Consider the following 24,089-nt stretch of genomic DNA (forward strand, 5'->3'; position numbering starts at 1 on the left):
GAGGCATCGATGGCGGGTTACCCGATCTTGAACGTGGAGGGCATCGGCCCGGTATTTGCGGAGAAGCTCAAGGCAGCCGGCGTGCGGACCACGGCCGCTCTCCTGGAGCGCGCCAAGGACCCGAAGGGCCGCAAGGCGCTCGCCGGCGAAACCGGCATCGACGAGGGGAAGATCCTGAAGTGGGCGAACCTCAGCGACCTCATGCGGATCAAGGGTGTCGCGGAGGAGTACTCCGAACTGCTGGAAGCGGCGGGCGTCGACACCGTCAAGGAACTGAAGGGCCGCAAGGCATCCAACCTCGCCGCGCGCATCGCCGAGGTCAATGCCGACCGCAAGCTGGTGCGGCAGATCCCGGCGGAAAAGACCGTCGCCGGCTGGATCGAACAGGCCAAGACCATGCAGCCGGTCCTGACCTACTGACAGATGATTAGCGGCGCCTGGAAAGCCGCTGCACGCGGAATGCCAACAAATCGGCCGCGCACGCCCCCGTTGCGCGGCCTTGTCTCTTAGTCAGTCGTCCAGAGTGATCTGCCCGTAGCGAAGAGCTTCAACAACCGTCTGCGTCTTGTTCGACGCATCGAGCTTCTCGCCGGCATTCTGCAGATGGGCGTGAACCGTCCGCTGCGAGATGTTGAGCAGTTCCGCGATCTCCTGCGCCGTCTTGCCCGTGGCCGTGAGTTCAAGGACTTTCCGTTCACGGGCGGAAAGGTCGCCCGGACGGCTGTCGATCAGGAAGCCCAGCGCGCGCAGACGGCGGAAGGCCTGATTGCACAGGAAGTCGAACGCCACGAGGTCGAGTTCGGTCAGCGACAAGGACGTGCCGAGCCCGATCACGGCCGCCTGGTAGGGCTGAATCGACTTCACGGGGACGGCCACGATCCGGGCGGATGCCTCGGGCCCTGCAGCGGCCACGAGATCGGAATGTCCGGAGATGCTGACGCCATCCACCAGGAAGGGCCGGTGTGCGACCCTGCAGCGCTCCAGAATGGGATCGCCCTTGGAGATGGTGATCAACTGCCCGCGTTCGCTGCGGACATCCGGCCACTTCATGTGGAGGATCAGCGGTTCGACGGGTCGACCGGGCATCGGAAGTCCGGTGACGAGGATGTGGCTGGCCCCGTGACTGACCAGTCGACGCTCGATGATGTCGAAGATCCGATTGGCGCTCGAGCAGGTCCGGAGTCCTACGGCATCCGCCAGGATCTCATCAGGTGTATTCATGCTTTTTATACCCGATCAAGAGTTGGTATGCGAGTTACTGTCTCAACGTAAGACAACCACTGAGAACTTGCCACAACTCATGGCCTCACGCGGTTATCAACTGCCTAACCGGCAACTCGATTTTTCCCCCAGCGTTCTCTGCGACAAATCAGCTGACTTGCCGCGACAATATTTCCGCCGACTCAATACTGCGATCGCCTTATGTCTATCTGGGCACGACTTTATGCTGTCCGTATAAGGTCGACGCGTCGTTGAGAGCGACGGATCGTGTCAATCGAGCCCAGGACCCGAGAGCCATGGACATCGACCTTCGTCAGTTCGGCGAAACCCCGGCCGTCACGCGCGAGGACTGGGAAGTTGCCGTATCAAGGGCACTGGGAACCCTCTCTCTCGACAAGCTCTCGGCCGTCACGCGAGACGGTATCACCGTCCCGATCCTAGCCGCGCCCCGGACGGATCGAGATCCGCTGCCTGGACGTGGCGCTGGCGTGCCCTGGTCGATCGTTCAGCGGGTGGTCCTCTCGGATCCCGCTCGCACCAATGGTGAGGTCCTTGCCGAACTGCAGTCCGGCGCCACCGCCATCGATCTGAAAATCCCGACCAGGGGTTCCTTCATCGACCCCGACTCCACCATCGCCGAGGAAGACGAAAACAAATTAGTGCGTGTCTTCGAAGGTGTCTACCTCGACATGATTTCTGTTCATTTCACGAGTTCGTTTGCCGATCTGTCGGTTGCAGTACGCATTCTTCAACGACTTGGTCGACTTTTGGCGACCACGGGAAACACCCGCCTTCATCTAGGTATAGATCCCTTTGCGGCATCTGAAGCAGGCTATGCAGAATCGCTCAGCCAAGCTTATGATCTGCATGCACTAAATGACATATGTAGCTTTCGGACGCAACACTCGGTTGGCGGCACCATTTTGCTGGCCGGTGGGCAAACCTGGCATGCGCTTGGCGCAACCGAATCTCAGCAAATCGCAATCGCCATCGCAACCGGCGTCAGCTACCTGCGACAGCTTGCCGACTCGCCCCTGTCGAAAGAACTACTCGCCGTCCTCGCCGGTTCGATCGAGTTCAGGCTGGTCGCCGACCAGAACCAGTTCCTGACCATCGCCAAGCTGCGGGCCTTCCGCCGGCTCTGGGCGCTCGTCCTCGACGAGTTCGGGATCCCGCAGCAGCCGGCGTTCGTCCATGCCGAGACCGCCTGGAAGATGACCACGCGGCGCGATCCCTGGGTCAACATCATCCGGTCGACCATCGCCGCCTTCGCTGCCGCGGTCGGCGGAGCCGACGCGATCACCACCGTGCCGCATTCCGAACTCCTCGGCCTTCCGGACGCCAACGCACGCCGCTTGGCGCGAAACGTCCAGGCTATCCTGATGGAGGAGTCCAACCTCCATCGCGTGGGCGACCCCGCGGCTGGGGCTGCCGGAATCGAGACCTTGACCGATGCGCTGGCCGAGAAGGCCTGGGGCGAGTTCCAGACCATCGAGCGGGAAGGCGGTCTTGCCCGGGCACTCTCCGAAGGCGGCCTGCGCGCCCGCATCGCTGCGGCCGAGGCCGTCACCCGGGAGCGCGTTGCAAAGCGTCGCATCCCGATCACCGGGTCGAGCACCTATCCCCTCCTGGACGAGGAGGTGCCGGCGGTGGCAGGTCCGCTGCCGGACCCGGAGGTGCCTCCGTTCGAACCCCTGTCCACGCCGACGCGGGACGCCCAACCCTGGGAGTCGCTCCGTGACCGCTCCGATCTAGCGATCGCGGTTCGGGGGAGCCGACCGAAGATCTTCCTGGCCAACCTGGGTCCGGTGTCCGCCTTCACGCTCCGGTCCAACTGGGCGAAGAACCTCTTCGACGCCGGTGGCATCGAGGCGGTTGGACGCGACGGCCATAGCTCGCCGGAAACGCTACCGGCGGCCTTCGCCGCGAGTGGCGCACGCATGGTATGCCTTTGCTCGGACGACGCGACCTATGGAAAAATGGCGGGCGAGGCGGCGTCTGCCCTGAAACGGGCCGGCGCAACGCAGGTTCTTGTCGCCGGCCGCCCCGGGACGACGGAGCCGGAGCTCCGAAGTGCCGGCGTCGACCGCTTCGTCCACGAGGGGCAGGACATGCTTCAATTGCTGGCCGAAATCCACGACCAACTCGGCACGCCGGCTCTGAAGGCCTGAAGGAAGGATCGAACCGATGACCCGCAAGCCCTCCTTCGCCGACATCCCCTACCGCTTCGTCGCCCCCGCCGGCCCGGACGCCACGGCCGAGCCGTGGAACACGCCGGAAGACATTCCGGTCAAGCCGGTCTACACCGCCGCCGATATCGAGGGTCTGCGCCATCCTCACACCTACCCGGGGCTGCCGCCCTTCGTTCGCGGCCCCTATCCCACCATGTACGTCCAGCAGCCCTGGACGATCCGCCAGTACGCCGGCTTCTCCACCGCCGAGGACAGCAACGCCTTCTACCGCCGGAACCTGGAGCAGGGTCAGAAGGGTCTGTCGGTCGCCTTCGACCTCGCCACCCACCGTGGCTACGACAGCGACCACCCGCGCGTCTCCGGCGACGTCGGGATGGCGGGCGTCGCGATCGATTCCATCTATGACATGCGCATCCTGTTCGACCGCATTCCGCTCGACCAGATGTCGGTCTCCATGACCATGAACGGCGCCGTGCTGCCGGTGCTGGCGCTCTTCGTCGTCGCGGCCGAGGAGCAAGGGGTCCCGGCCGAAAAGCTGTCGGGGACCATCCAGAACGACATCCTCAAGGAGTTCATGGTCCGCAACACCTACATCTACCCGCCCGCGCCCTCGATGCGGATCATCTCCGACATCTTCTCCTTCACCTCCGCGAAGATGCCGAAGTTCAACTCGATCTCGATCTCCGGCTATCACATGCAGGAGGCAGGAGCGACCGCGGACCTGGAACTCGCCTACACGCTCGCCGACGGCATCGAGTATGTCCGCGCCGGCCTAAAGGCCGGGATGACGGTCGACCGCTTCGCCCCGCGGCTGTCCTTCTTCTGGGCGATCGGCATGAACTTCTTCATGGAGGTCGCCAAGATGCGGGCTGCGCGCCTGCTCTGGTCGATCCTGATGAAGCGCGAGTTCGACCCCAAGGACGACCGCTCGCTGAGCTTGCGAACCCACAGCCAGACGTCCGGCTGGTCGCTGACCGCGCAGGATCCGTTCAACAATGTGGTCCGCACCTGCGTGGAGGCGATGGCCGCGACCCAGGGCCATACCCAGTCGCTGCACACCAACGGGCTCGACGAGGCGCTGGCGCTGCCGACCGATTTCTCCGCGCGTATCGCCCGCAACACCCAGATCGTGCTGGCGGAGGAGACCGGCAACACCAAGATCATCGACCCCTGGGGCGGCAGCTATTTCGTCGAGCGACTGACCTTCGACCTCGCCAACCGGGCCCTGGAGCACATCGCCGAGGTCGAGGCTTTGGGCGGCATGGCCAAGGCGATCGAAGCCGGCATCCCCAAGCTGCGCATCGAGGAAGCCGCCGCCAAGACGCAAGCCCGCATCGACAGCGGCGCCCAACCGGTGATCGGGGTCAACAAGTTCCGCACTGACGAGGAGGCCGACATCCGCCTCCTCAAGGTCGACAATTCGGCCGTGCGCGCCGCCCAGATCGGCAAGCTGCAGCGCCTGCGCGCCGAACGCGATCCCGCCGCGGTTGACGCCGCGCTCGACGCGCTCACCGCGGCCGCCGGCAGCGGGGAGGGCAACCTTCTCGCCCTTGCGATCGACGCTGCCCGCGCCAAGGCGACCGTCGGCGAGATCAGCCTCGCCATGGAGAAGGTGTTCGGGCGTCACAAGGCCGAGATCCGCGCGATCTCAGGCGTCTACAAGCGGGAGGCCGCACGCATGTCGGACGTGATGAAGCGGGTCCAGGAAGCCGTCCGCCAGTTCGAGGAGGACGACGGCCGCCGTCCGCGCATCCTCGTCGCCAAGATGGGCCAGGACGGCCACGACCGCGGCCAGAAGGTGATCGCCTCCGCCTTCGCCGACCTCGGCTTCGATGTCGACATCGGCCCGCTGTTTGCCACGCCGGAGGAGGCGGCCCGCCAAGCGGTCGAGAACGACGTCCACGTCGTCGGCGTCTCTTCGCTGGCTGCCGGTCACCTGACCCTGGTGCCGGAACTGAAGAAGGCGCTGGAGGACCAGGGCCGCGGCGACATCATGATCGTGGTTGGCGGGGTGATCCCGCCGCAGGACCACGAGGCGCTGATCGAAGCCGGTGCTTCGGCGATCTTCCCGCCAGGCACCGTGATTGCGGAAGCGGCCGAGAAGCTGCTCGCCAAGCTGAGTACGCAACTGGGCTACACGGGACGCGCCGCGGCCGAGTAGCCGCGGCCGTTCAACCCAGCACGGTCAGCCCGCCGAGATCCCGCAACACGGCGGCGGGTGGCATGTCGGGGTATTCGTCGGCGGCGCCGCTTCGGTTGATCCACACCGTTCGGAAGCCGAACTTCGTCGCCCCCGCCACGTCCCATCGGTTGGAGGACTGGAACGAGATCGCGCTCGGAAACACCCTGTAGTGGGTGGTCGCGATTTCGTAGACTTGCGGGTCCGGTTTGTAGATGCGGATCTGGTCGACCGAAAGCACGTCGTCGATGAGATCCTGCAACCCGGCCGCCCTGACCGCCTGGTCCAGCATCTTCGGCGAGCCGTTGGAGAGGATCGCGATCTTCGCGTTCTGCGCCTTGAGATCCTTCAGGAGCTGGGGAACCTCCGGATAGCAGTCGAGTGTCCGATAAGCGTCCAGCAGGCTGTCGCGAAGGCTGCGATCGGCCGAAGGGAAGGCGGCGAGCGCCGTATCGAGGGCATCCTCCGTGAGCCGCCAGAAATCCCGGTAGGTGCCGGACATCGACCGCACCCAGGAATACTCCAGCTGCTTGGCGCGCCAAAGCTCCGACAACCTCTGCGCCTCCGGTCCCATCGCGGCCGCATGTCGACGAACCGCCGCGTGGACGTCGAACAGGGTGCCGTAGGCGTCGAAGACATAGATCGCGAAAGCCATGGGTTTACTCGTCCGCTGCGCCGCAACATCGTGGCGGCGGGCGAGAGTACCTGATCCGGCCTGTGACGCAATTGGTCCGAAGAGCGCGCCTCCATCCGCCGGCCCACCCCTCGCCGCCGGCCGACCGTTGACTTGAGCGCGATCCGCCACACCTTCGAACGGGGCAGGGCAGGAGACGACGACATGCGGCTTCCGGCGGTGATCGCTATCTGTGTTCTCGCATTGGCGGGATTTTTCTCCGCGCCGGCCGCCGCGGAGGAGGTCGATGTCGAACTCGTCCTCGCGGCCGACGGCTCGGGCTCCATCGACGACGACGAACTCGCACTTCAGCGCCGCGGCTATGCCGACGCCATCGTCAGTCGCGAGGTCCTCGACGCGATCGCGTCGGGTGTCCATGGCCGGATCGCGATTGCCTACGTCGAGTGGGGCGGACCAGGTTCCCAGCACGTGATCGTCGACTGGATGGTGGTCTCGGACATCGGCTCGGCCCGCGCCTTCGCGGATGCGCTGGTGACGAGGCCGCGCGCCGCGCGCGGCTACAACTCGATCTCGGCGGCCATCGACTTCTCCGTCCATCTCATCGAGACCAACGCCCACGAAGGCTTGAAGAAGGTTATCGACGTCTCCGGAGACGGGCCGAATATCGGCGGCCGTCCCGTCCAGGCCGCCCGGGACGACGCGGTCGCCAAGGGCATCACCATCAACGGGCTCGTCATCGTGCGTCCTGGCGGCATGGTGCGGCGCGTGGCCGGCGAGCCCCTCGACGTCCATTACGAGCGCGACGTGATCGGCGGACCGGGCGCTTTCGTGATGACGGCTGGCGAGACGGCCTCGTTTCCGGAGGTCGTACGTCGCAAGATGGCCCTGGAGATCGCCGCGCTCGGGTCCGATCGGGCGGCTGATGCGTTGCAGTGACGTGGTCGGGGGAGAAAGGTCGATGAGATGAAGCCGTTCGCCGTTCTGATCGCCGCCGCCCTCGGCGCCGCCTGTGTCGCGACGACCCCGATCCCGCCCGGCGCCCCGCGCGTGCTCGCATCGCTGCCCGGCGAATGCCTGGCGCTCTACCAGGCTAGGGGTCAGGCAGGCCTCTGGTTCGGCGGCTTCCACGGCGCAAAGGAGGGGCGCTCCCCCTTCGGCGTCAGCGACGACGACGTGCTCTACGACACGTTCCAGCGCGCATGCTTTCCCGATGAACGGAGCTGCCGACGCTGGCTGTACGACCTGCAGACCGAGTACAAGGCGATGGTCTATTCCGCCGAATGTCGCCGCGGCCTGCCGGTCTGACATCGATGCGAAACACGGGCAGCCGGGAGTGATCCCGGCCGCCACACTGTCTGGCGCAGCTTACTTCGCGCCGGCGTAGAGCTCTGCCACGTAGTCCCAGTTCACGAGGTTGTCGAAGAAGGCCTCGAGATACTTCGGACGCAGGTTACGGTAGTCGATGTAGTAGGAGTGCTCCCACACGTCGACGCCGAGCAGCGGCGTGGCGCCGTGCACCAGCGGGTTTTCGCCGTTCGGCGTCTTCTGGATGACGAGCTTGCCATCCTTGAGCGACAGCCAGGCCCAGCCGGAGCCGAACTGCGTTACGCCGGCCTGGATGAAGTCGGTGCGGAACTTCTCCAGCCCGCCGAGGTCCTCGTCGATCTTCTTCGCGAGCTCGCCCGGGATGGCGCCGCCACCGTTCGGCTTCATCCACTTCCAGAAGTGGATGTGGTTGAAGTGCTGGCCGGCGTTGTTGAAGAGACCCGCGTTCTTGCCGAACGAGCCCTTCACCACGTCCTCCAGGCTGGCGTTCTCCCACTCCGTGCCCTTCAGCAGGTTGTTGCCGTTGTTCACATAGGCGAGGTGATGCTTGTCGTGATGGTACTCCAACGTCTCGCGCGACATGTAGGGGCCGAGCGCATCATAGGAGTACGGGAGGTCCGGAAGTTCGAAAGCCATTGAAATCTCCCGCAAACGGTCGTCAAACGGATCTGTCGCACGGCATCAGGCCGCACTGCGGCGGACCATAGAAGGTCGAGTTGCCGGGAGCAACGCCGTCCGACCGATGTAGGGCCCGCTGCGGGTCGCTTGAAGACCCGACCGGTCGATTTTCCGGAGGATTGTTCAAAAGCCGCGCACGGACGGACGTTCAAACACGCGTGAACGTGATTTCCACCCGGCCCACTGGAATGCCGAGGAAGCTGACGCGGGCCCGGTTGACCACGGTCCGTTTGTCGGTCTTCTCCAGGATGTCGAAGAAGCGGAGCTTCATCGGCTTGCCGTCGGTGCCGCGAACCTCGCCCACGTAGCCCATCTCGATCCGGCCATCCCGGACCTTGACCGGCACGACGCCGGTGACACCCGTGCGTTGGCCGTCGTAGGAGGCCGGACCCGTCTTGTCGAAGCGCCAGATCGCCGTCTCGCGAGCCCCGTCCGCGTAGGCGATCCGCTCCGTCAGGATCAGCGTCCGCCCGTCCCAGGTGCCCGTGGTGTCCACGGTCAGCTCCCGGCGTACGTCGAAGAGATCGCTGACGAAGGCGCCTTCTCCTCGCGTCGGATGCCGGAAGAACTCTTCCAGAAGAAGGGGCTCGGCCGCCATCGCCGATCCGCTCCACTGGGATCCGGCGAGAGCGCCGAGCGCGATGCCGCCAAGGTGGCGACGGGTGACGGGCATGACGGGCACTCCGTTGAAGGTCTGCTCGCGATACGTCCGCTGTCCCGTTGGCGGATCAGCCCGCCGTCATCACATGTTGGCGACCCGCAACCTCGGCTAGGCCTTTCCCATCACCTTCAGCGCGAACGCATAGCGCAGCGCATACTCCTTCAGCGCGTCGAAACGCCCCGAAGCGCCGCCGTGGCCTGCGTCCATGTTGATCTGGAGCAGCAGGGGATTGTCGTCGGTCTTCAACTCGCGCAGCCGCGCGACCCACTTCGCCGGCTCCCAGTAGGTGACGCGCGGATCCGTCAGACCAGCGATGGCCAGGATTGGCGGATAGGCTTTCGCCTCCACGTTTTCATAGGGGCTGTAGGAGAGGATTCTTCGGAACTCCTCCTCGCTCTCGATCGGATTGCCCCATTCCGGCCATTCGGGCGGAGTGAGCGGCAGCGTGTCGTCCAGCATCGTGTTGAGCACGTCGACGAAGGGGACGATCGCGACCACCCCGCCGAACAGGTCCGGCGCCATGTTGGCGACGGCCCCCATCAGCATGCCGCCGGCCGATCCGCCCATCGCGACGATCTTGCCCCGGCCGGTGAAACCTTCCGCGGCCAGGTAGTCTCCCGCCGCGACGAAGTCGGTGAAGGTGTTGGTCTTCTTCTCGCGCTTGCCGTCCTTGTACCAGTAGTAGCCCTTGTCCTTGCCGCCGCGAATATGGGCGATGGCGTAGACGAAGCCCCGGTCCACGAGGCTGAGAACCGTCGTCGAGAAGCTGGCCGGGATGGTGATGCCGTAGGCCCCGTATCCGTAGAGGAGCAGCGGTGCGGAACCGTCCAGCGGCGTGTCCTTGCGGTAGAGGAGCGACACCGGAACCGTTTCGCCGTCCGCGGCCGGCGCCATCACCCGTCGCGTCACGTAATCCGACGGTTCATGCCCGGACGGCACTTCCTGCGTTTTCCGCAGCAGCCGGTCCCGCGTGTTGATGTCGTAATCGTAGACTTGGGACGGCGTCGTCAGGGACGAGTAGGAGAATCGGATCACCGAGGTGTCGAACTCGTAGCCGCCGGACAGGCCGAGCGAATAGGCCTCCTCGGCGAAGTCGATCGCGTGCTCCTCGCCCGATTTCAGCTCGCGAACCACGATTCGCGGCAGACCGCCTTCCCGCTCAAGGCGGATCATGCGGCCCTTGAGGATGGTCATGGAAAGGATCAGACGGCCCTGCCGGTGCGCCACCACGTCCCGCCAATGCTCCCGGCCGGGCGTGGCGATCGGCGCCGACATGATCTTGAAGTCCTCGGCGTCGTCGGCGTTGGTCAGGATGTAGAGCACCCCGTCGCCGTCGTCGTCGACCGAGTACTCCACCTTCGGATCGCGCGCCGCGACCAGGATCGGCGCCGCGCCGGGATCGCTCGCCGGGATCAGCCGCACTTCGGACGTCTCGTGATCGTGGCTGTCGATCACCAGGAAGCGGCCCGACTGCGTCTTGCCGACCCCCGTGAAGAAGCCCGGATCGCTTTCCTGGTAGATCAGCACGTCGTCCGTCGTCGGCGTGCCGATCACATGCAGGAACACCTTCTCGGCCCGGTGATTGTCGTTGAGCCAGGTGTAGAGGAACGACTTGCCGTCCGCCGCCCAGGCGACGCCGCCGGCCGTGCTGGCGATCTCGTCTCCGATGTCGTCGCCGGTGCCGAGATCCCGCACCTTGATGGTGTGGTACTCCGACCCGTTGTCGTCGAAGCTCCACGCCATCAGCTTGTGGTCGGGGCTATGCTGCGCGCCGCCGAGATGGAAGTAGGCCTTCCCGCGTGCCAACGCGTCGGCGTCGAGCAGCACCTGCTCGGGACCGCCGTCCCGCAGTGTGCGAACCACGCGGGGATGCTGGGCGCCTTCCAGATACCGGGACGCGTAGGCATAGGGTCCGTCCGGCGATGGAACGGAGGAATCATCCTCCTTGATGCGCCCGCGCATTTCCTTGAGCAGCGTTTCCTGGAGCGCCTCGGTCTCCTTCATGAACGCGTCGCACCAGATGTTCTCCGCGTCGAGATGAGCCCGGATATCCGCGGCGAGTTTGCCCGGTTCGCGGATCACCTCCTGCCAGTTGTCGGCTCGGAGCCATGCGTAGTCGTCCACCAGCTGGACGCCATGGCGTTCGGACGTGACAGTTCGCTTCTCGGCGCGCGGCGGGGTGGGGGAGGTCATCCGGTCTCCATCTGACGGTTCGGGCGTGCTGCTCACCGCATGCAGGCCCTGAGCTGCCGTCCTGCGGCAGGAGTGGGGTCGGTGAGATCGGAGGTAGCGCCGTCGGCCCCGGACTGCAAGCGATCCTTCCGCCGAATGAGCCGGAGTGCCATACATGCAGGGGCTCGACCTCGGCTGTACAGGGCGATCGGGAGTTTTCCGCGCGCCCGGCCACGGTCAAGTTTCCGCATCCGCCGCTCTCGATTCGTAAAACACGCATGTTTATTGTCTTGATCGTGCTCTGGATCCTTCGCAGTCTCCGTCGGGCGACCGGCGATGACCGCCCCTGCACCGCCGAATTGGCAATTAAGCGGTGTTCGAGTGTGAAGCGAATCTAATAGGGTGAACGAAACATCAGGACGAGACGACCGCTTCGGGGGCTGGTCGGTTCGACAAGACGCTGGGAGAACCGTCCGTTTTGCCGACACCCATTTCCGCACCGGGCTGGCTGCTGCTCATCCTGGCCGCCCCCTTCCTGGCCGCGCTCCTGGCGCCGGTGCTCCAGGGCATCGCCGGCCGCGTCTCGGCCTTCATCCTCGCCCTCGTACCGCTGGCCTCGTTTGCCGCGCTGCTGACACTCGTGCCCGAGGTCTCCGCAGGCGCCCGCATGACGATCGGCCTGGACTGGTGGCCGGCCTACGGCGTCCGCTTCTCCGTTCTGGTCGACGGCCTGTCGCTCACCTTCGCGCTGCTCGTCACCGGCATCGGCACGCTGATCGTCCTCTACTCCGGCGGCTACATGAAGGGGCACCCGCAAGCCGGGCGGTTCATGGGCTTCATCCTGGCCTTCATGGGGGCGATGCTCGGCCTGGTGCTCGCCGACGACGGGATCACCCTCTTCGTGATGTGGGAGGCGACTTCGATCACCTCCTTCCTGCTGATCGGCTTCGACCACGCCCGTGCCGCCGCCCGTCGCGCCGCCCTGCAGGCCCTGGTGATCACCGGGGCAGGGGGGCTGTGCCTGCTTGCGGCCGTCGTCCTGATCGGGCAGGCGACCGGAACCCGCACGCTCTCCGAGATCGTCGCATCAGGGGAAACGATTCGCGGATCAGCGCTCTATCTGCCGATCTTCATCCTGGTTCTCGGCGCGGCCTTCACCAAGTCGGCCCAGGTTCCGCTGCATGTCTGGCTGCCGAACGCCATGGAGGCGCCGACACCGGTTTCCGCCTTCCTGCATTCGGCCACCATGGTGAAGGCCGGCGTCTATCTCCTGATGCGCCTGCACCCCGTGCTCGGCGGGACGCCGGAATGGACGACCGTGCTGCCGCTGTTCGGCGGGGCGACGCTGATCACCGGCACGATCATGGCTGTCCGCCAGACCGATCTGAAGCTGATGCTGGCGCAGACCACGGTCGCCTCGCTCGGCCTCCTGGTCATGCTGATCGGCGTCTCCACGGAAGCGGCGATCGTCGGCGCGGTCGGCTACCTCCTCGCCCACGCCTTCTTCAAGGGCGCGCTCTTCATGGTGGCCGGCACCATCGACCATGAAGCCGGCACGCGCGACGTCACGCGGCTGGGCGGTCTGCGCGCCGCCATGCCCGTCACCTTCGTCTCGGCGCTGGTCGCCGCCGTCTCCATGGCCGGCCTGCCGCCGATGATCGGCTTCGTCGCCAAGGAGGCTCTCTACCTCGGCTTCGACGAGAGCGGGCGCACCGCCCTGGTCGTCGTCGCGGTCGCCGGCAATGCGCTGATGTTCGTGATCGGCTTCGCCGTGGCGCTGAAGCCGTTCCTCGGCCCGCCCGTCAAGACGCCCAAGCACGCACACGAAGGCCCGTTCGAGCTCACGGTCGGCCCGGCCGTACTCGGGGTGGTGGGCCTCGGCGCTGCCCTTGGCCTCGGCGGCTTCCAGGCCGGCCTGATAGCCCCGATGGCGAGCGCCGTCGCCGGCCGGCCGATCGCGCCGGAGCTCCACCTGATCCCGACCTACGTCTCGATGCCGCTGATCCTCTCCGCCGTCACCGTTGCGCTCGGTATCGTCGGCTACCTGCTGCTTTCGCCCGCCCGTGCCGCGGTCGCCGGCATCCAGAGCGCGATCGGCTGGGGTCCGGACCGCGGCTTCGACCAGGTCGTCGCGGCCCTTGTCGCCTTCGCCGCGCTCGTCACCCGCATCGTCCAGCCGGGACGCCTGGAACTCTACATGACGGCGATGGTCGCCTTCATCGCGGCCGCGCTGCTCATCCCGTTGATCACCCTCGGCGAGATGCCGTCATGGCCTTCCGGCGACCGGCCGCTCCTGAAGGAAGCGGCCGTGATGCTGATCGCCGTTCTGGGTCTGGCCGCCGTCGTCGTTGCCCGCACGCGACTGACGGCCATCGTCTCGCTGGGCATTCAGGGCTTTGCCGTCGCCGTGCTCTTCGTGCTCTTCGGCGCACCGGACCTCGCCTTCACCCAATTCATGGTGGAGACCCTCTCCGTCGTGATCCTGGCCCTGGTTCTCACCCGCCTGAACCTCGGCGAGCGCGACCATCGTCCGCGCTGGCAGATGGCGCTTGACGCAACGGTGGCGACTGCTGCCGGTCTCGGCTTCGCGGCTCTGCTCCTGAAGGTCACCCAAGTGCCCTTCGACAGGACGCTGACCGACTTCTACGACGCCTACGCCCGCAGCATCGCCCACGGCCGCAACATCGTGAACGTCATCATCGTCGACTTCCGCGGCCTCGACACGCTGGGCGAGATCGCCGTGGTGATGGTCGCCGGCCTCGCCATCCTGGCCCTTGTCCGCATCAAGTCCCGCACGCCCATCCTCCCCACGCCGGAAACGGGGAAGCGCAAATGAACACGATCATCTTCCGGACCATCTCGCCGCTGCTCGTCTCGCTGATGCTGCTGTTCTCCGTCTTCATCACGCTGCGCGGACACAACGAGCCGGGCGGCGGCTTCATCGGCGGCCTGATCGCCGCCTCGGCCTGGGCGCTCTACGGGCTCAGCCACGGCGTTCCTACCGTTCGCCGAGCCCTGCGCTTCCATCCCATGGAGATCGCCGGCTTCGGCTTGTTCCTAGCTGCGGCGACCGGCATCCTGTCGCTGCTGTTCGCCCGCAACTTCATGACCGGGCTGTGGGCCTTTCCGCAGATCCTGGGTGTCGAAGTCGCTCTGTCGACGCCCATGTTCTTCGACATCGGCGTCTACTTCGTCGTGATGGGTTCGATGGCCTCGATCGCCCTCTCCCTGGAAGAGCGGGAGGGCGGCGTCTGATGGAGCCCTGGCTTTCCGGTCTTGTCGGCCTCTTCTTCGCCGCCAGCCTCTACATGATGCTGTCGAAGAAGATCATCCGGATCCTGCTCGGCGTCGCCATGCTGGGCAACGGCGTGAACCTCCTGCTGTTCACCGCCGGCCGCATCACACGCGACGTTCCACCCATCATGCCGCTCGACGCCTACGCTCCGCCCGAAGGCGCCGCCAACGCGCTGCCCCAGGCGCTCATCCTGACCGCGATCGTGATCTCCTTCTCCTTCCTCGCCTTCCTCCTGGTGCTCGCCTTCCGGGCCTTCCAGGATCTCGGCACCGACGACACCGATGCCATGCGCGTCGCCGAGCCGCTGGCCGATCCCGGCCCGCCGCGGGGGTACTGAGATGGCCGCGTCCTCCGATTCCCCCGCCGTGGATCTTGCCGCCGCGATGATCACGACGCCGGCCAGCCTGCAGGACTGGCTGGTGATCCTGCCGCTCATCGTCCCTCTCACGGCCGGCGCCATCCTGGTGATGATCCGCCATTCCACGCACTGGCACCGACCGGTGGCCGGACTGGCGCTGGCTGCGCTCTTCCTGTTGGACCTCCTGCTCCTCCGCCGCGTCCTCACTGAAGGCCCGGTGGTGATGATGATGGGCTCGTGGCTGCCGCCCTTCGGCATCGCCTTCACGGCCGACCTGCTCGGCACCACGCTGGCCACGGTCTCCGCCTTCGTGGCGCTGGTCGCGACTGCCACCGCGCCGCCCTCCATCAACACGGCGGAGCGGCGCTACGGCTTCTACCCCTTCCTGATGCTGCTGATGACCGGCGTCACCGGGGCCTTCCTGACCGGCGACCTCTTCAACCTCTACGTCTGGTTCGAGGTCCTGCTCATCTCCTCCTTCGGCCTCCTGGTGCTCGGGTCGGAGAAGAGCCAGATCGACGGAACGGTGAAATACGGGCTGCTCAATCTGGTCGCGACCACGCTCTTCCTGGTCGCGACGGGGCTGCTCTACGGGGCGCTCGGCACCCTCAACATGGCCGACATCGCCATCAAGGCCCGCGCCGCCGGACCCGACGTGCCGCTCGGTGCGCTCGCGGCCCTCTTCATGCTGGCTTTCGCCACCAAGGCCGCCGCCTTCCCGGTGAACTTCTGGCTGCCCGCCTCCTACCACACGCCGACGGCGACGGTGTCGGCGCTGTTTGCAGGTCTCCTCACAAAGGTCGGCGTCTACGCGCTCCTGAAGACGTTGGTGCTGCTTCTCGGCCCCTCCAGTGCCTATCTCGGCACGCTGCTGGCCTTTGTCGCCGGCGCGACGATGCTCGCCGGCGCGCTCGGGGCTTTGGCCAGCAGCGATTTCCGCCGGATGTTGGGCTGGCTGGTCGTCTCGGGCATCGGCAATATGCTCGTTGGCGCGGCTTTGGTGACGGGCGGCGCCCTCACCGGCTCCATCTTCTACGCCGTCCATTCCATGCTGGTGATGTCGGCGCTCTATCTGGCGTCTGGTGTTGTCGAGGCGCGGGCGGCTACGGCCGACTTGCGCAAGCTCGGCGGTTTCTATGCCGCAAGCCCGCTCTTCTCCCTGGTGGTCCTTGCCCTCTTGTTTGCCGTGGCCGGACTTCCGCCCTTTTCCGGCTTCTGGCCCAAGGCGATCCTCGTCGACGCGGCCTTCGCCGCCGGCGCGCCCTGGCTCGGCGCGGCGGTGCTGGTTTCCGGCTTCCTGATCACCCTCGCCGTCGGCCGGGCCTGGCTCTACATCTTCTGGCGGGGCGGCCCGGAGGGCACGCCGGACGGCACGGTCGCGCTCGCAGGCGTGCGGAGCTTCGAAAGCAACGCACAGGCCGTGGCCTTGATCGGACCGGTTGTCGTCCTCGCCGTGGCGGTCGCCGTGATCGGCCTCCTGCCCGCCGGTCTCGGCGCGATCGCCGAGGGGGCCGCGTCGGGCCTGCTCGACCCCGCCGGCTTCACGGCGCGCGTCCTGGGGGTCACGCCATGATCCAGTACCTCGTCCTTTCCGCCGTTCTGGCGGTCGCCTGGAGTGCCGTCAACGGCTCGTTCTCGGTGGTCAATATCCTGTTCGGATTCGCGCTCGGCGCCTTGACCCTTTCCCTCGTCCGACCCGATCTCAATCTCCAGGGCACCAAGGTCCGGCCGCTTCGATTGCTGTCGCTGATCGGACTGTTCTTGGTGGAATTGATCAAGTCCGGCATCCGGGTCGCCAAGATCCTGATGCGGCGGGACCTCGACCTGAAGCCGGGGATGGTGGCCTATCCCCTGGCCGATCTCCGGGATTTCGAGATCACCCTTCTGGCCAACCTGATCACGCTCACCCCCGGTACGCTGTCCGTCGACGTCTCCGACGACCGCAGGCTGCTCTACGTCCATTGCGTGGACATGCCCGACGCACAGGCCGTCATCGACGATATCAGGGGTGGCTTCGAGAAGAAGATCCTGGAGACTTTCCGATGACGGCCGCCGACTTTCTCGACGTCGCAGTCGAGCTCACCTTGATCGTGCTGTCGCTGTCGCTGGTCCTGGTATCGGTCCGCATCATCCTGGGCCCGACCTTGCCGGACCGCATCGTCGCTCTCGACCTGCTCGTCGGGGTCGCCGTCGGCTTCATCGCGGCCTTCGGCATCAAGACCGCAGCCTACCAATTCCTGGACATCGCCTTGGCGCTCGGCCTGGTCGGCTTCCTCGCAACAGTCGCCTTCGCCCGCTTCGTCCTCAGCCGGGGTAGGGCGGGGGACGCGGAGATCACGCTTCCGGACAGCGACGAGCAGTCCAACCTGCAGGGGAAGACGCCATGAGCAGCATTCTGGCCGTTCTCACCGGTATTCTCCTCCTAGTCGGCGCCGGCTTCGCGCTGATCGGCGCGCTCGGCGTTCTCCGCTTCCCCGACGTCTACACCCGCATGCATGCGGCCAGTAAGGCCGGTACGCTCGGTTCCGGTTTCTGTCTTCTCGCTGTTGCCGTCAACGAAACATCTTTCGATGTCACGACGCGGGCCCTCGCCGGGGTCATCTTCTTTCTGCTGACCGCGCCGGTTTCCGCGCATCTGCTGGCGCGGGCGGCCGTTCTGGCTGGCTACGTTCCGCTGGGAACCGGGAAGAATCCGGTATTGTCCAGCGTGCAACGCAAGGTCGCCTCGCCACGATCAGCAAAAGATTCCGCGAGGCCGTGATTCGACGTCGGCCGCAACTGCCCCGCTTGCAGCGATTTTGCCACGTTCATGCGGTTTGTCCCCTACATGAATAGGCTTGAACGTTTGGGTTTTAGCCTTTCAATCAAGTGTTGGTCGGAAAACGATCGTTCTTACTCCCAACTTATTCGGTTCAGGCGCTTGTGTTCTGTCTGGAAGGGCGCTATTGGAAAGCAACCAAACTAATTGTCGTCGGGCGCAGGTCGGGCGACTTGCCGGTGAACCGGCACAATAGTGCCCCACAAGTCATCAGGACCGGGTGGACGTCCAGGTTCGATGAAATCACAAAAAAGGATTGGTCAGAACAATGAGCGATTTGGACGACAACGTCACCATGATCGATCTCGCTGCGCATATCGTTGCCGCATATGTCGGTAACAATTCTGTTGCCGCGTCCGATCTCCCCAACCTCATCTACGAGGTTGTCGGCGCTCTCAATCGCGTCCAGGGCGGCCCGGTCGAAGTCGAGCCCGAGCCGGTGAAGCCTGCTGTCCCGGTCAAGAAGTCGGTCACGCCCGACTACATCGTCTGCCTGGAAGACGGCAAGAAGTTCAAGTCGCTGAAGCGCCACCTGCGCACCCACTACAACATGTCGCCGGAAGAATACCGCGAGAAGTGGGGCCTTCCCCCGGACTACCCGATGGTGGCGCCGAACTACGCGGCCGCCCGGTCCGAGCTCGCGAAGAAGATGGGTCTCGGTCAGCAGCGCCGTCGCGGCCGCTGATCCCGGCTCGGTTCAAATTGATTTGGAGAAGGGCGTGGCCGTTTTGGCTGCGCCCTTTTCGTTTTGCGCTCGGCCTGCCTTCAACAGGCGCAGTTCCGCCCGATAGGCCTGTGCCAAGCCGAGGTGCTTGTTGAGGTCGTAGCTCCAGTGACCGGCTCGCCCCTTGGCCCGCTCCGTCCTGAGCGCCCGCGCCAGCATCCGGACGATCCGCTCACCCGCCTCCACCCCCTCGCTTCGACACTCCACGGCGCTGATCGGCAGCAGCCGAGGCAGGATACGCGCCCGCTCGTAGACCGCCGCTCCAGCGGCTACCACGTCGGCGGCAACGATTACACGGCGACGGCTGCTTCGAATGTGATTGGGCATGTTCGGTTCCCGTGGACGTGCCGGGAAGCTCGCACGCCCCGGGACAGCGGGGATAAACCGACGTTTCCGGATGCTAACCATTCGGCGAGGAGACAACCGAAAGTTATCCCCGCGCTGAGGAGCTCGTGTTTTCCTACATAGGTATTTATTCCCAAGCGGTCGCGTCTGCGGCCAACTCTGAGGAAGCCGGCATGTGGGCAGCAAGCATCGCGCGCTCAGTTCGGAGAGCGCCCAATAACCCAATGAAATCAGATTGGCAGACCGCCCCTGAGATCGAGATGGTGGAGCAGCTCGTGCTGCGGACCTTTGCCCTGGAACTCGGCACGCTGCAATGGCCGAACCGAGGACAGGCGCTCAACGCCTTCGCCAGGCAAGTTGCAATTTACGTCATGCACGTCAATCTTGGGTTGAACCTGACGGACTGTGCCGCCGTCTATGGCCGTGACCGGACGACAGCCGCTTACGCCTGCCGCAAGATCGAGGATCTCCGCGAATACCGCGCCGTGGACGCGATGGTCGACACCATCGAGCAGGCGGTGCAGCGGTGGCAACACCTGACCGGCCGAGCCGGCGCGCCGGGCATGCGGAGGCTCTCATGAAGGCCGCACGGTCTCGCCCCCCTGCGTCCGGCACCGTCGTCCGGTGCACGATCTCCGACAGGAACGGCAGGGTGGAGCATGTCGAGGTCGATCTGGCCGAAAGCCCGCTCGCCTGGTTGCGCAGCCACCGGGGGAGTTCCGGGGACGCCCTGATCGAGGACAGCGCCTTCGTGGCCGGGGAACGTTTCCGCCGCGATTTCACGATCGCGGGACTGATGGCGCGCACCACGATGAACTGGGACGCGCTCGGCGGGCCCAACGATCGTCGCCAATCCGGCTCCGGCGGCGGTCTCGTCGTCACCGATGCCGCGCTGGCCGCCAGGGCGCGCGTGACCGCGGCGCTCCAGGCGGTCGGTCCGGACCTCGCGGCCGTGCTGATCGACGTCTGCTGCCACCTGCGCGGCCTTGGCGACGTGGAGCGAAGCCGCGGCTATCCCTCCCGGTCCGCGAAGGTTGTTCTGCGCATCGCGCTCGCCGCGCTCGCCCGCCACTACGGCCTTTGCGAACAGGCGACCGGCCCGGCCGGCGCCCGTCTTCGCCACTGGGGTGCGCCGGACTACCGGCCGCGCGCCTGAGCCGGGGCCGTTATGCGACCGCGGCCTGGGCCTCGCGCCGCAGCCGTTCGACCATCGAACGCAAGCCGTTCGACCGCTGCGGCGTCAGGTGCTCCTTCAACTGCAGCTCCTCGAAGATGGTCTCCGGGTTGGTCTCCAGGATCTCCCGGGCCGGATGGCCGGAGTAGGTCGCGTGCAGGATGGCGATCAGCCCCTTCACGATATGGGCGTCGGAATCGCCGATGAAGCTCAGTCGGGGCCCGTCCGGCGTGTCGTCCAGCCGGGTCTGGATCCACACCTGGCTCGCGCAGCCGCGCACCTTGTTCTCGTCCGTCCGCGCGTTGTCCGGCAACGGCGGCAGCGCCTTGCCCAGTTCGATCACATAGCGGTAGCGGTCTTCCCAGTCGTCGAGGAAGGCGAAGTTTTCCCGGATCTCGTCGAGGGTCATGAACTCGTGTCCCGCTGCGTCATGCCCCCGCATATAGCGGCCGTGCCCTCCGCTTGAAAGCGGCAGGCAAGGAAAAGGCCGCTGCGACGTCGCTGTCGAGCGGCCTGAGGTGCCGAAGCATCGGCTCCGGTGCAGGGTAGGCGAATTCGGCGGCTAGATGCCGGTCGGGGCGATCGAATCATGGGGGCCGGCGGCCCGGTCGCCCGCGGCCAGCGTCGCGTCCGACACCCCGGACGAGACCGAACCCGCCCCCGGGCCCTGGGCCGGGATGGCGAGCGAGAGGACGGCGAGCCAGAACACGGTTCGGATCAGAAACATGAGGACACCGGCAGCTCCAGGCGGCAGATCGGCCGCAAACACGGGAGGCGGTCGCGGCGACCACACCCCTTCGGACGCCTATAGTCCACACGCCGCTTTTCGATCCGATTGCGTCCGCTGCGTGCATTCAACTTGAATTCGCGCCTCATTTTCCGCGAGTTTGCCGAAAATTGGAGCGATCGCCCGTTTGCGTTTGTTCGACAGCGACTTGGCCCGGCCAGCCCCGCCCGAACGCCGCCATTCACGCAAGCTTAACCATGACGACGATCTTTTCCGGCCACCCTGTTGGAATGGCCTGAACCCCGCGGAAACGGTTCCAAGCCGCCCATCATCATCAACACTCCATAAACGGGGGTATGGCACCGTCATATCCCGACGGTGGGGTCACCCGGCGTACGTGTACTGCGGAGTAGCGTGTTGCGTATCGACGAGTTCAGACGCGTCCTGGAGCGGTCTTTCGAGCCGCTCGTCCACGGCTCGGCGACCGTGGACGCGGCGCGTAGCGCGACCCATCGCGGCTTCATCGCCGCGCATATGGGCAGCGGGATCGCAGCGCTCGGCATGGTGCCGCTCGCCCTGGTGATGCAGGGTGCCGCCGCGCCGTTCTCGGTCACGGCGCTCGCCATCCTCGGTCTGGAATCCCTCGTCGCGCTCTATGTCAGTCGCTCCGGTCGGTTGGAGACCGGCTTCCTCCTGTCGGCCCTGGTGCTCACGTCCCTTGTGGCCTGGGTCGCCGCTTTCACCGGCGGCCTTTCCTCCTTCGCGATCGTCTGGTTCGCCATCGCCCCGATCGAGGCTGCGCTCTCCAACAGCCGCAAGGTCATCGCCAAGTCCGCCCTGGTCGGCGGCGCCGGGCTGCTTGCAGTCGCGCTCCTCACCCTCGGCGGCAGCCTTCCGCCGCCCGTCACCTTTGTCGGCGGCCCCGCCCTGATGAACGCGGCGGCCGGACTCGTTACCCTCGTCTATGCCTCGATGATCGCCATCCGCGTCGAGACCCAGCACCGCGACGCGGAGACCCGAGCCAACTCCGGCGAGGGCCGTTATCGGCTGCTCGCCGACACCATGACCGACCTGGTCACCTGCCACGGCGCGGACGGCGACGTCACCTTCGCCTCGCCGGCGACGGCCCGCGTCCTCGGCGTGAAACCCTACGAGCTCCTCGCCGACGGGCTCTTCCGCCGTGTCCACATCGCCGACCGGCCGGCCTTCCTCACCGCCCTTTCGGAGGCCATCCACCGCGGCATGTCCGCCGTCGAGTTCCGCGTCCGGCGCGGCGACGACATCCAGGAGAACTGGCTCTGGGTGGAGATGCTGCTGCGTCGCACCGAGGACGCCGCGCTCACCGGCGGCGTGGTCGTCGCCGTCACCCGCGACATCGAGCACCGCAAGCTGCAGGAGGACGAACTCCTGAAGGCGCGCCAGGATGCCGAGGCCGCGAGCTTCGCCAAGACGCGCTTCCTTGCCAACGTCAGCCACGAACTGCGCACGCCGCTCAACGCCATCATCGGCTTCTCCGACATTCTCGGCCAGGAGATCTTCGGCAAGTTCGAATACGAGCGGCACCACGAATACGCGCGCCTCATCAAGGAATCCGGCGAGCACCTGCTGCAGGTGGTCAACGACATCCTCGATATGTCCAAGATCGAGGCCGGCAACTTCGACGTCGTGCCCGAGCCCTTCGACCTGCGCGCCGTCATCGACCGCTGTGGCCAGCTGATGGCGCACCAGGCTTTCCAGGCCGGAGTGAACCTCCGCATGCAGGTGGAGGACAACCTTCCCGAGCTGAACGCCGACCGCCGCGCTTGCCGTCAGATCCTGCTCAACCTTCTTTCGAACGCCATCAAGTTCTCCAACAGCGGCGGCGAGGTCGTCTACGGCGCTCAGCGCGAAGGCCGGCGCATGGCGCTCTTCGTCCGCGACTGCGGCATCGGCATCTCCGCCGAGGACCTGCCGCGCCTCGGCAATCCCTTCGTCCAGGCCGAATCCGGCTACGACCGCAAGCACGAGGGCACCGGCCTCGGCCTGTCCGTGGTGAAGGGCCTCGCGGCGCTTCATGGCGGCTCGATGTCCATCGAATCGGAGCTCGGCAAGGGCACGACCGTCACGGTTTACCTGCCGATCACGGGCGACCGCGAGCCCACCCCGTTCCCCAAACGCGCCGCCCGCGACACGGACGCCGCGGCCCCGGGCCGGACGGCGAAGAGGGCCTGACCGGATGGCGCCCCGCAAGTCCCGCAAGAAGAAGCCCGAACCGCGCCGTGGAACCGTCGCCGCGATCGCCGACACGCTGATCGCCAACCCCACCGCCACCGGCGGTGCCGTGGTCATGGCCGCCATGGCCGTAGCGATCATGACCAATGCCCTCGCGCTGCAGGCCGGCCGCCACCCGGCGCCCCTGTTCAGCGACACCAGCCCCTTTGGCGCCGGAACCTCGGCGCCGCCGATCCCCGTCCATCCCTATGCCGCGGTCCCTGCCCACGACGAGATCGGTGCGTTGCTCGGCGGCGAGCCGATGGTCGACCCCGGCCTCGTCGCCGATATCCAGACCGAACTGAAGCGCCGCGGCTACTACGACGGACCGGTCGATGGCCTGATCGGGCCGATCACCTCGGACGCCATCCTCCGTTTCGAACAGGATCACCGGCTGAAGCAGACGGGCGAGGCCACCAGCGCCGTCCTCGCCGAACTCCGCTCCGCCGCCAACCGCCGATCGGAAGTGGTGCCGCCCGTCCGCATGCCCGCTGAGCCGGCCCCGGTCGTCGCGACGCGCGAACCAGCTGCGGCCGACGCGACGCGCGAACCCGCGCCGCCGATCGCCGGCCCGATACCGATTCCCAAGCGGCCGCCTCCGCGCGCCGGCGCGACCGGCGCGGTGATGCAGGCCGACGGCCCTGTTCCGTCGGCCCGCGTCGAGCAGGCGGTTCTGCGCTCCTCCGGAACACCCATCCCCCAGCCGGCGGTCGGTCGTCCGGTCGTTGAGGCGCCGACGGCTCCCGCGGGGGATCCCAAGCTTGCCCGCGTCCAGGAAGCGCTCGACCTGCTGGGCTATGGCCCCCTCAAGGCTGACGGCACGATGTCGAGGGACACCCGCGACGCCATCCGCCGCTTCGAGGAAAACCGCGATCTGCCGGCTACCGGCGAGATCAACCAGCGGTTCCTCGACGAACTCGTCAAGATCGGCGGCTTCGCATCGCGCTGAGCGTGGCCGATCGTGTACGATCGCCGAATGCAGCGCATCACCTCCGAGTTCTTCGTTTCCGCCTATATCCGCCGTCGCAACATGATGGGCAAGTTCACCGCCGTCGTTCACCGCGGCGCGGACGAGGCGGGCGCGATCTTCATCAAGGTCAGCAGACTCGACGGGACCGCCGACCTCTACGGCCCGATCCCCCAGATGTTCACCGAGGACCTGGATCCGGCCATTGCCGGCGGTCGTGTCTTCGAGCGTCTTGCTGTCGCCGCGCCCGAGCGGGAGGTGGACGAGCGCCTGTTCCGCGAGCGCGGCTTCGACACCGACTGCTGGATCGTGGAGACCGAATGCCGCGACGGCACCCATGACCTCGACGTCCTGGAGATCACCTGACG

Annotated in this window: 26 protein-coding genes; 18 read left to right on the forward strand and 8 right to left on the reverse strand. The window is 66.2% G+C overall.

The features are described 5' to 3' along the window. The first annotated feature begins 9 nt into the window (after positions 1 to 9). Positions 10 to 420, forward strand: coding sequence for a DUF4332 domain-containing protein (locus HZ321_RS20610; protein ID WP_181704296.1), 411 nt, complete (start codon positions 10 to 12; stop codon positions 418 to 420). 90 nt (positions 421 to 510) lie between these two features. Here the strand turns inward: HZ321_RS20610 and HZ321_RS20615 are convergent, their stop codons facing one another. Then, positions 511 to 1,221 carry a helix-turn-helix transcriptional regulator gene (locus HZ321_RS20615; RefSeq protein WP_181704297.1) on the reverse strand — a complete coding sequence of 237 codons (711 nt, stop codon included), beginning with the start codon at positions 1,219 to 1,221 and terminating at the stop codon, positions 511 to 513. A 296-nt stretch (positions 1,222 to 1,517) separates the two neighbouring features. Here HZ321_RS20615 and HZ321_RS20620 point away from each other — a divergent pair, with 296 nt between their 5' ends. Next, positions 1,518 to 3,392: a methylmalonyl-CoA mutase family protein gene (locus HZ321_RS20620; protein WP_181704298.1), complete on the forward strand. Its 1,875-nt coding sequence runs from the start codon at positions 1,518 to 1,520 to the stop codon at positions 3,390 to 3,392. 16 nt (positions 3,393 to 3,408) lie between these two features. Next, positions 3,409 to 5,574 carry a methylmalonyl-CoA mutase gene (gene scpA / locus HZ321_RS20625; RefSeq protein WP_181704299.1) on the forward strand — a complete coding sequence of 722 codons (2,166 nt, stop codon included), beginning with the start codon at positions 3,409 to 3,411 and terminating at the stop codon, positions 5,572 to 5,574. A gap of 10 nt (positions 5,575 to 5,584) precedes the next feature. On the opposite strand, the gene HZ321_RS20630 is transcribed toward scpA, so the two are convergent. Beyond that, positions 5,585 to 6,247: a haloacid dehalogenase type II gene (locus tag HZ321_RS20630; RefSeq protein ID WP_181704300.1), complete on the reverse strand. Its 663-nt coding sequence runs from the start codon at positions 6,245 to 6,247 to the stop codon at positions 5,585 to 5,587. Positions 6,248 to 6,430: 183 nt separating this feature from the next. Here HZ321_RS20630 and HZ321_RS20635 point away from each other — a divergent pair, with 183 nt between their 5' ends. Together HZ321_RS20635 and HZ321_RS20640 are read left to right on the forward strand one after the other, a co-directional pair. After that, entirely contained in the window at positions 6,431 to 7,162 is a 732-nt protein-coding gene (locus HZ321_RS20635; protein ID WP_181704301.1) for a DUF1194 domain-containing protein, read from the forward strand. Positions 7,163 to 7,189: 27 nt separating this feature from the next. After that, the gene (locus tag HZ321_RS20640) at positions 7,190 to 7,531 is read left to right on the forward strand and encodes a hypothetical protein (protein ID WP_181704302.1); all 342 of its coding nucleotides are present in this window, start codon (positions 7,190 to 7,192) and stop codon (positions 7,529 to 7,531) included. A 60-nt stretch (positions 7,532 to 7,591) separates the two neighbouring features. On the opposite strand, the gene HZ321_RS20645 is transcribed toward HZ321_RS20640, so the two are convergent. The 3 genes from HZ321_RS20645 to HZ321_RS20655 form a co-directional block, all read right to left on the reverse strand. Next, positions 7,592 to 8,188, reverse strand: coding sequence for a superoxide dismutase (locus HZ321_RS20645; protein ID WP_181704303.1), 597 nt, complete (start codon positions 8,186 to 8,188; stop codon positions 7,592 to 7,594). Between the two features lie 190 nt (positions 8,189 to 8,378). Next, complete coding sequence (locus HZ321_RS20650) at positions 8,379 to 8,903, reverse strand: DUF3833 family protein (RefSeq protein ID WP_181704304.1); 525 nt, start codon at positions 8,901 to 8,903, stop codon at positions 8,379 to 8,381. Between the two features lie 96 nt (positions 8,904 to 8,999). After that, a complete protein-coding gene (locus HZ321_RS20655) occupies positions 9,000 to 11,084 on the reverse strand; it encodes a S9 family peptidase (protein WP_181704305.1) in 2,085 nt (694 codons plus the stop codon). 457 nt (positions 11,085 to 11,541) lie between these two features. Between HZ321_RS20655 and HZ321_RS20660 the strand changes: the two genes are divergently transcribed. The 8 genes from HZ321_RS20660 (at position 11,542) to HZ321_RS20695 (ending at position 18,219) form a co-directional block, all read left to right on the forward strand. After that, entirely contained in the window at positions 11,542 to 13,899 is a 2,358-nt protein-coding gene (locus HZ321_RS20660) for a putative monovalent cation/H+ antiporter subunit A (RefSeq protein ID WP_194304093.1), read from the forward strand. After that, a complete protein-coding gene (locus tag HZ321_RS20665; RefSeq protein WP_181704306.1) occupies positions 13,896 to 14,318 on the forward strand; it encodes a Na+/H+ antiporter subunit B in 423 nt (140 codons plus the stop codon). Before HZ321_RS20660 ends, HZ321_RS20665 begins: the two co-directional genes overlap by 4 nt. Further along, positions 14,318 to 14,695, forward strand: a complete 378-nt coding sequence (locus HZ321_RS20670) for a Na+/H+ antiporter subunit C (protein WP_181704307.1) — start codon at positions 14,318 to 14,320, stop codon at positions 14,693 to 14,695. The genes HZ321_RS20665 and HZ321_RS20670 overlap by 1 nt, the downstream gene beginning before the upstream one ends. Before the next feature lies 1 nt (position 14,696). Continuing rightward, complete coding sequence (locus tag HZ321_RS20675) at positions 14,697 to 16,289, forward strand: Na+/H+ antiporter subunit D (RefSeq protein WP_181704308.1); 1,593 nt, start codon at positions 14,697 to 14,699, stop codon at positions 16,287 to 16,289. Next, positions 16,289 to 16,762 (forward strand): Na+/H+ antiporter subunit E, encoded by a 474-nt coding sequence (locus HZ321_RS20680; RefSeq protein ID WP_181704350.1) that lies wholly within the window; start codon positions 16,289 to 16,291, stop codon positions 16,760 to 16,762. The genes HZ321_RS20675 and HZ321_RS20680 overlap by 1 nt, the downstream gene beginning before the upstream one ends. Continuing rightward, positions 16,759 to 17,103: a cation:proton antiporter gene (locus HZ321_RS20685; RefSeq protein WP_181704309.1), complete on the forward strand. Its 345-nt coding sequence runs from the start codon at positions 16,759 to 16,761 to the stop codon at positions 17,101 to 17,103. The genes HZ321_RS20680 and HZ321_RS20685 overlap by 4 nt, the downstream gene beginning before the upstream one ends. Further along, complete coding sequence (gene mnhG, locus HZ321_RS20690) at positions 17,100 to 17,477, forward strand: monovalent cation/H(+) antiporter subunit G (RefSeq protein WP_181704310.1); 378 nt, start codon at positions 17,100 to 17,102, stop codon at positions 17,475 to 17,477. Before HZ321_RS20685 ends, mnhG begins: the two co-directional genes overlap by 4 nt. 325 nt (positions 17,478 to 17,802) lie before the next feature. Further along, complete coding sequence (locus HZ321_RS20695) at positions 17,803 to 18,219, forward strand: Ros/MucR family transcriptional regulator (protein WP_181704311.1); 417 nt, start codon at positions 17,803 to 17,805, stop codon at positions 18,217 to 18,219. A gap of 12 nt (positions 18,220 to 18,231) precedes the next feature. On the opposite strand, the gene HZ321_RS20700 is transcribed toward HZ321_RS20695, so the two are convergent. Then, positions 18,232 to 18,585, reverse strand: coding sequence for a hypothetical protein (locus HZ321_RS20700; protein ID WP_181704312.1), 354 nt, complete (start codon positions 18,583 to 18,585; stop codon positions 18,232 to 18,234). A gap of 191 nt (positions 18,586 to 18,776) precedes the next feature. Between HZ321_RS20700 and HZ321_RS20705 the strand changes: the two genes are divergently transcribed. Together HZ321_RS20705 and HZ321_RS20710 are read left to right on the forward strand one after the other, a co-directional pair. After that, positions 18,777 to 19,184 carry a helix-turn-helix domain-containing protein gene (locus tag HZ321_RS20705; RefSeq protein WP_181704313.1) on the forward strand — a complete coding sequence of 136 codons (408 nt, stop codon included), beginning with the start codon at positions 18,777 to 18,779 and terminating at the stop codon, positions 19,182 to 19,184. Then, positions 19,181 to 19,759 carry a DUF6456 domain-containing protein gene (locus tag HZ321_RS20710; RefSeq protein WP_181704314.1) on the forward strand — a complete coding sequence of 193 codons (579 nt, stop codon included), beginning with the start codon at positions 19,181 to 19,183 and terminating at the stop codon, positions 19,757 to 19,759. Before HZ321_RS20705 ends, HZ321_RS20710 begins: the two co-directional genes overlap by 4 nt. Positions 19,760 to 19,769: 10 nt before the next feature. Here the strand turns inward: HZ321_RS20710 and HZ321_RS20715 are convergent, their stop codons facing one another. Together HZ321_RS20715 and HZ321_RS20720 are read right to left on the reverse strand one after the other, a co-directional pair. Continuing rightward, the gene (locus HZ321_RS20715) at positions 19,770 to 20,186 is read right to left on the reverse strand and encodes a SufE family protein (protein ID WP_181704315.1); all 417 of its coding nucleotides are present in this window, start codon (positions 20,184 to 20,186) and stop codon (positions 19,770 to 19,772) included. A 153-nt stretch (positions 20,187 to 20,339) separates the two neighbouring features. Further along, positions 20,340 to 20,504, reverse strand: coding sequence for a hypothetical protein (locus HZ321_RS20720; protein ID WP_181704316.1), 165 nt, complete (start codon positions 20,502 to 20,504; stop codon positions 20,340 to 20,342). A gap of 417 nt (positions 20,505 to 20,921) precedes the next feature. Between HZ321_RS20720 and HZ321_RS20725 the strand changes: the two genes are divergently transcribed. From HZ321_RS20725 to HZ321_RS20735, 3 genes are read left to right on the forward strand one after another with little or no spacing between them, the layout of a single operon-like run. Continuing rightward, on the forward strand, positions 20,922 to 22,715 hold the full coding sequence (locus HZ321_RS20725) for a sensor histidine kinase (protein WP_181704317.1): 1,794 nt from the start codon (positions 20,922 to 20,924) through the stop codon (positions 22,713 to 22,715). A gap of 4 nt (positions 22,716 to 22,719) precedes the next feature. Beyond that, a complete protein-coding gene (locus tag HZ321_RS20730; RefSeq protein WP_181704318.1) occupies positions 22,720 to 23,703 on the forward strand; it encodes a peptidoglycan-binding domain-containing protein in 984 nt (327 codons plus the stop codon). Positions 23,704 to 23,730: 27 nt separating this feature from the next. Beyond that, positions 23,731 to 24,087, forward strand: coding sequence for a DUF1491 family protein (locus tag HZ321_RS20735; RefSeq protein ID WP_181704319.1), 357 nt, complete (start codon positions 23,731 to 23,733; stop codon positions 24,085 to 24,087). Positions 24,088 to 24,089: the final 2 nt, after the last annotated feature.

The sequence above is a fragment of the Chthonobacter albigriseus genome (genome assembly GCF_013839445.1).
Classification (GTDB): domain Bacteria; phylum Pseudomonadota; class Alphaproteobacteria; order Rhizobiales; family Pleomorphomonadaceae; genus Chthonobacter; species Chthonobacter albigriseus.

Coding starts and splice junctions, on each gene's coding strand:
- scpA (WP_181704299.1), top strand. CDS start 3,409: ATGACCCGCAAGCCCTCCTTCGCCGACATCCCCTACCGCTTCGTCGCC.
- HZ321_RS20685 (WP_181704309.1), top strand. CDS start 16,759: ATGACGGCCGCCGACTTTCTCGACGTCGCAGTCGAGCTCACCTTGATC.
- HZ321_RS20640 (WP_181704302.1), top strand. CDS start 7,190: ATGAAGCCGTTCGCCGTTCTGATCGCCGCCGCCCTCGGCGCCGCCTGT.
- HZ321_RS20630 (WP_181704300.1), bottom strand. CDS start 6,247: ATGGCTTTCGCGATCTATGTCTTCGACGCCTACGGCACCCTGTTCGAC.
- HZ321_RS20715 (WP_181704315.1), bottom strand. CDS start 20,186: ATGACCCTCGACGAGATCCGGGAAAACTTCGCCTTCCTCGACGACTGG.
- HZ321_RS20700 (WP_181704312.1), bottom strand. CDS start 18,585: ATGCCCAATCACATTCGAAGCAGCCGTCGCCGTGTAATCGTTGCCGCC.
- HZ321_RS20620 (WP_181704298.1), top strand. CDS start 1,518: ATGGACATCGACCTTCGTCAGTTCGGCGAAACCCCGGCCGTCACGCGC.
- HZ321_RS20735 (WP_181704319.1), top strand. CDS start 23,731: ATGCAGCGCATCACCTCCGAGTTCTTCGTTTCCGCCTATATCCGCCGT.
- HZ321_RS20610 (WP_181704296.1), top strand. CDS start 10: ATGGCGGGTTACCCGATCTTGAACGTGGAGGGCATCGGCCCGGTATTT.
- HZ321_RS20665 (WP_181704306.1), top strand. CDS start 13,896: ATGAACACGATCATCTTCCGGACCATCTCGCCGCTGCTCGTCTCGCTG.
- HZ321_RS20710 (WP_181704314.1), top strand. CDS start 19,181: ATGAAGGCCGCACGGTCTCGCCCCCCTGCGTCCGGCACCGTCGTCCGG.
- HZ321_RS20675 (WP_181704308.1), top strand. CDS start 14,697: ATGGCCGCGTCCTCCGATTCCCCCGCCGTGGATCTTGCCGCCGCGATG.
- HZ321_RS20730 (WP_181704318.1), top strand. CDS start 22,720: ATGGCGCCCCGCAAGTCCCGCAAGAAGAAGCCCGAACCGCGCCGTGGA.
- HZ321_RS20705 (WP_181704313.1), top strand. CDS start 18,777: ATGTGGGCAGCAAGCATCGCGCGCTCAGTTCGGAGAGCGCCCAATAAC.
- HZ321_RS20615 (WP_181704297.1), bottom strand. CDS start 1,221: ATGAATACACCTGATGAGATCCTGGCGGATGCCGTAGGACTCCGGACC.
- HZ321_RS20695 (WP_181704311.1), top strand. CDS start 17,803: ATGAGCGATTTGGACGACAACGTCACCATGATCGATCTCGCTGCGCAT.
- HZ321_RS20635 (WP_181704301.1), top strand. CDS start 6,431: ATGCGGCTTCCGGCGGTGATCGCTATCTGTGTTCTCGCATTGGCGGGA.
- HZ321_RS20655 (WP_181704305.1), bottom strand. CDS start 11,084: ATGACCTCCCCCACCCCGCCGCGCGCCGAGAAGCGAACTGTCACGTCC.
- HZ321_RS20720 (WP_181704316.1), bottom strand. CDS start 20,504: ATGTTTCTGATCCGAACCGTGTTCTGGCTCGCCGTCCTCTCGCTCGCC.
- HZ321_RS20645 (WP_181704303.1), bottom strand. CDS start 8,188: ATGGCTTTCGAACTTCCGGACCTCCCGTACTCCTATGATGCGCTCGGC.
- mnhG (WP_181704310.1), top strand. CDS start 17,100: ATGAGCAGCATTCTGGCCGTTCTCACCGGTATTCTCCTCCTAGTCGGC.
- HZ321_RS20650 (WP_181704304.1), bottom strand. CDS start 8,903: ATGCCCGTCACCCGTCGCCACCTTGGCGGCATCGCGCTCGGCGCTCTC.
- HZ321_RS20670 (WP_181704307.1), top strand. CDS start 14,318: ATGGAGCCCTGGCTTTCCGGTCTTGTCGGCCTCTTCTTCGCCGCCAGC.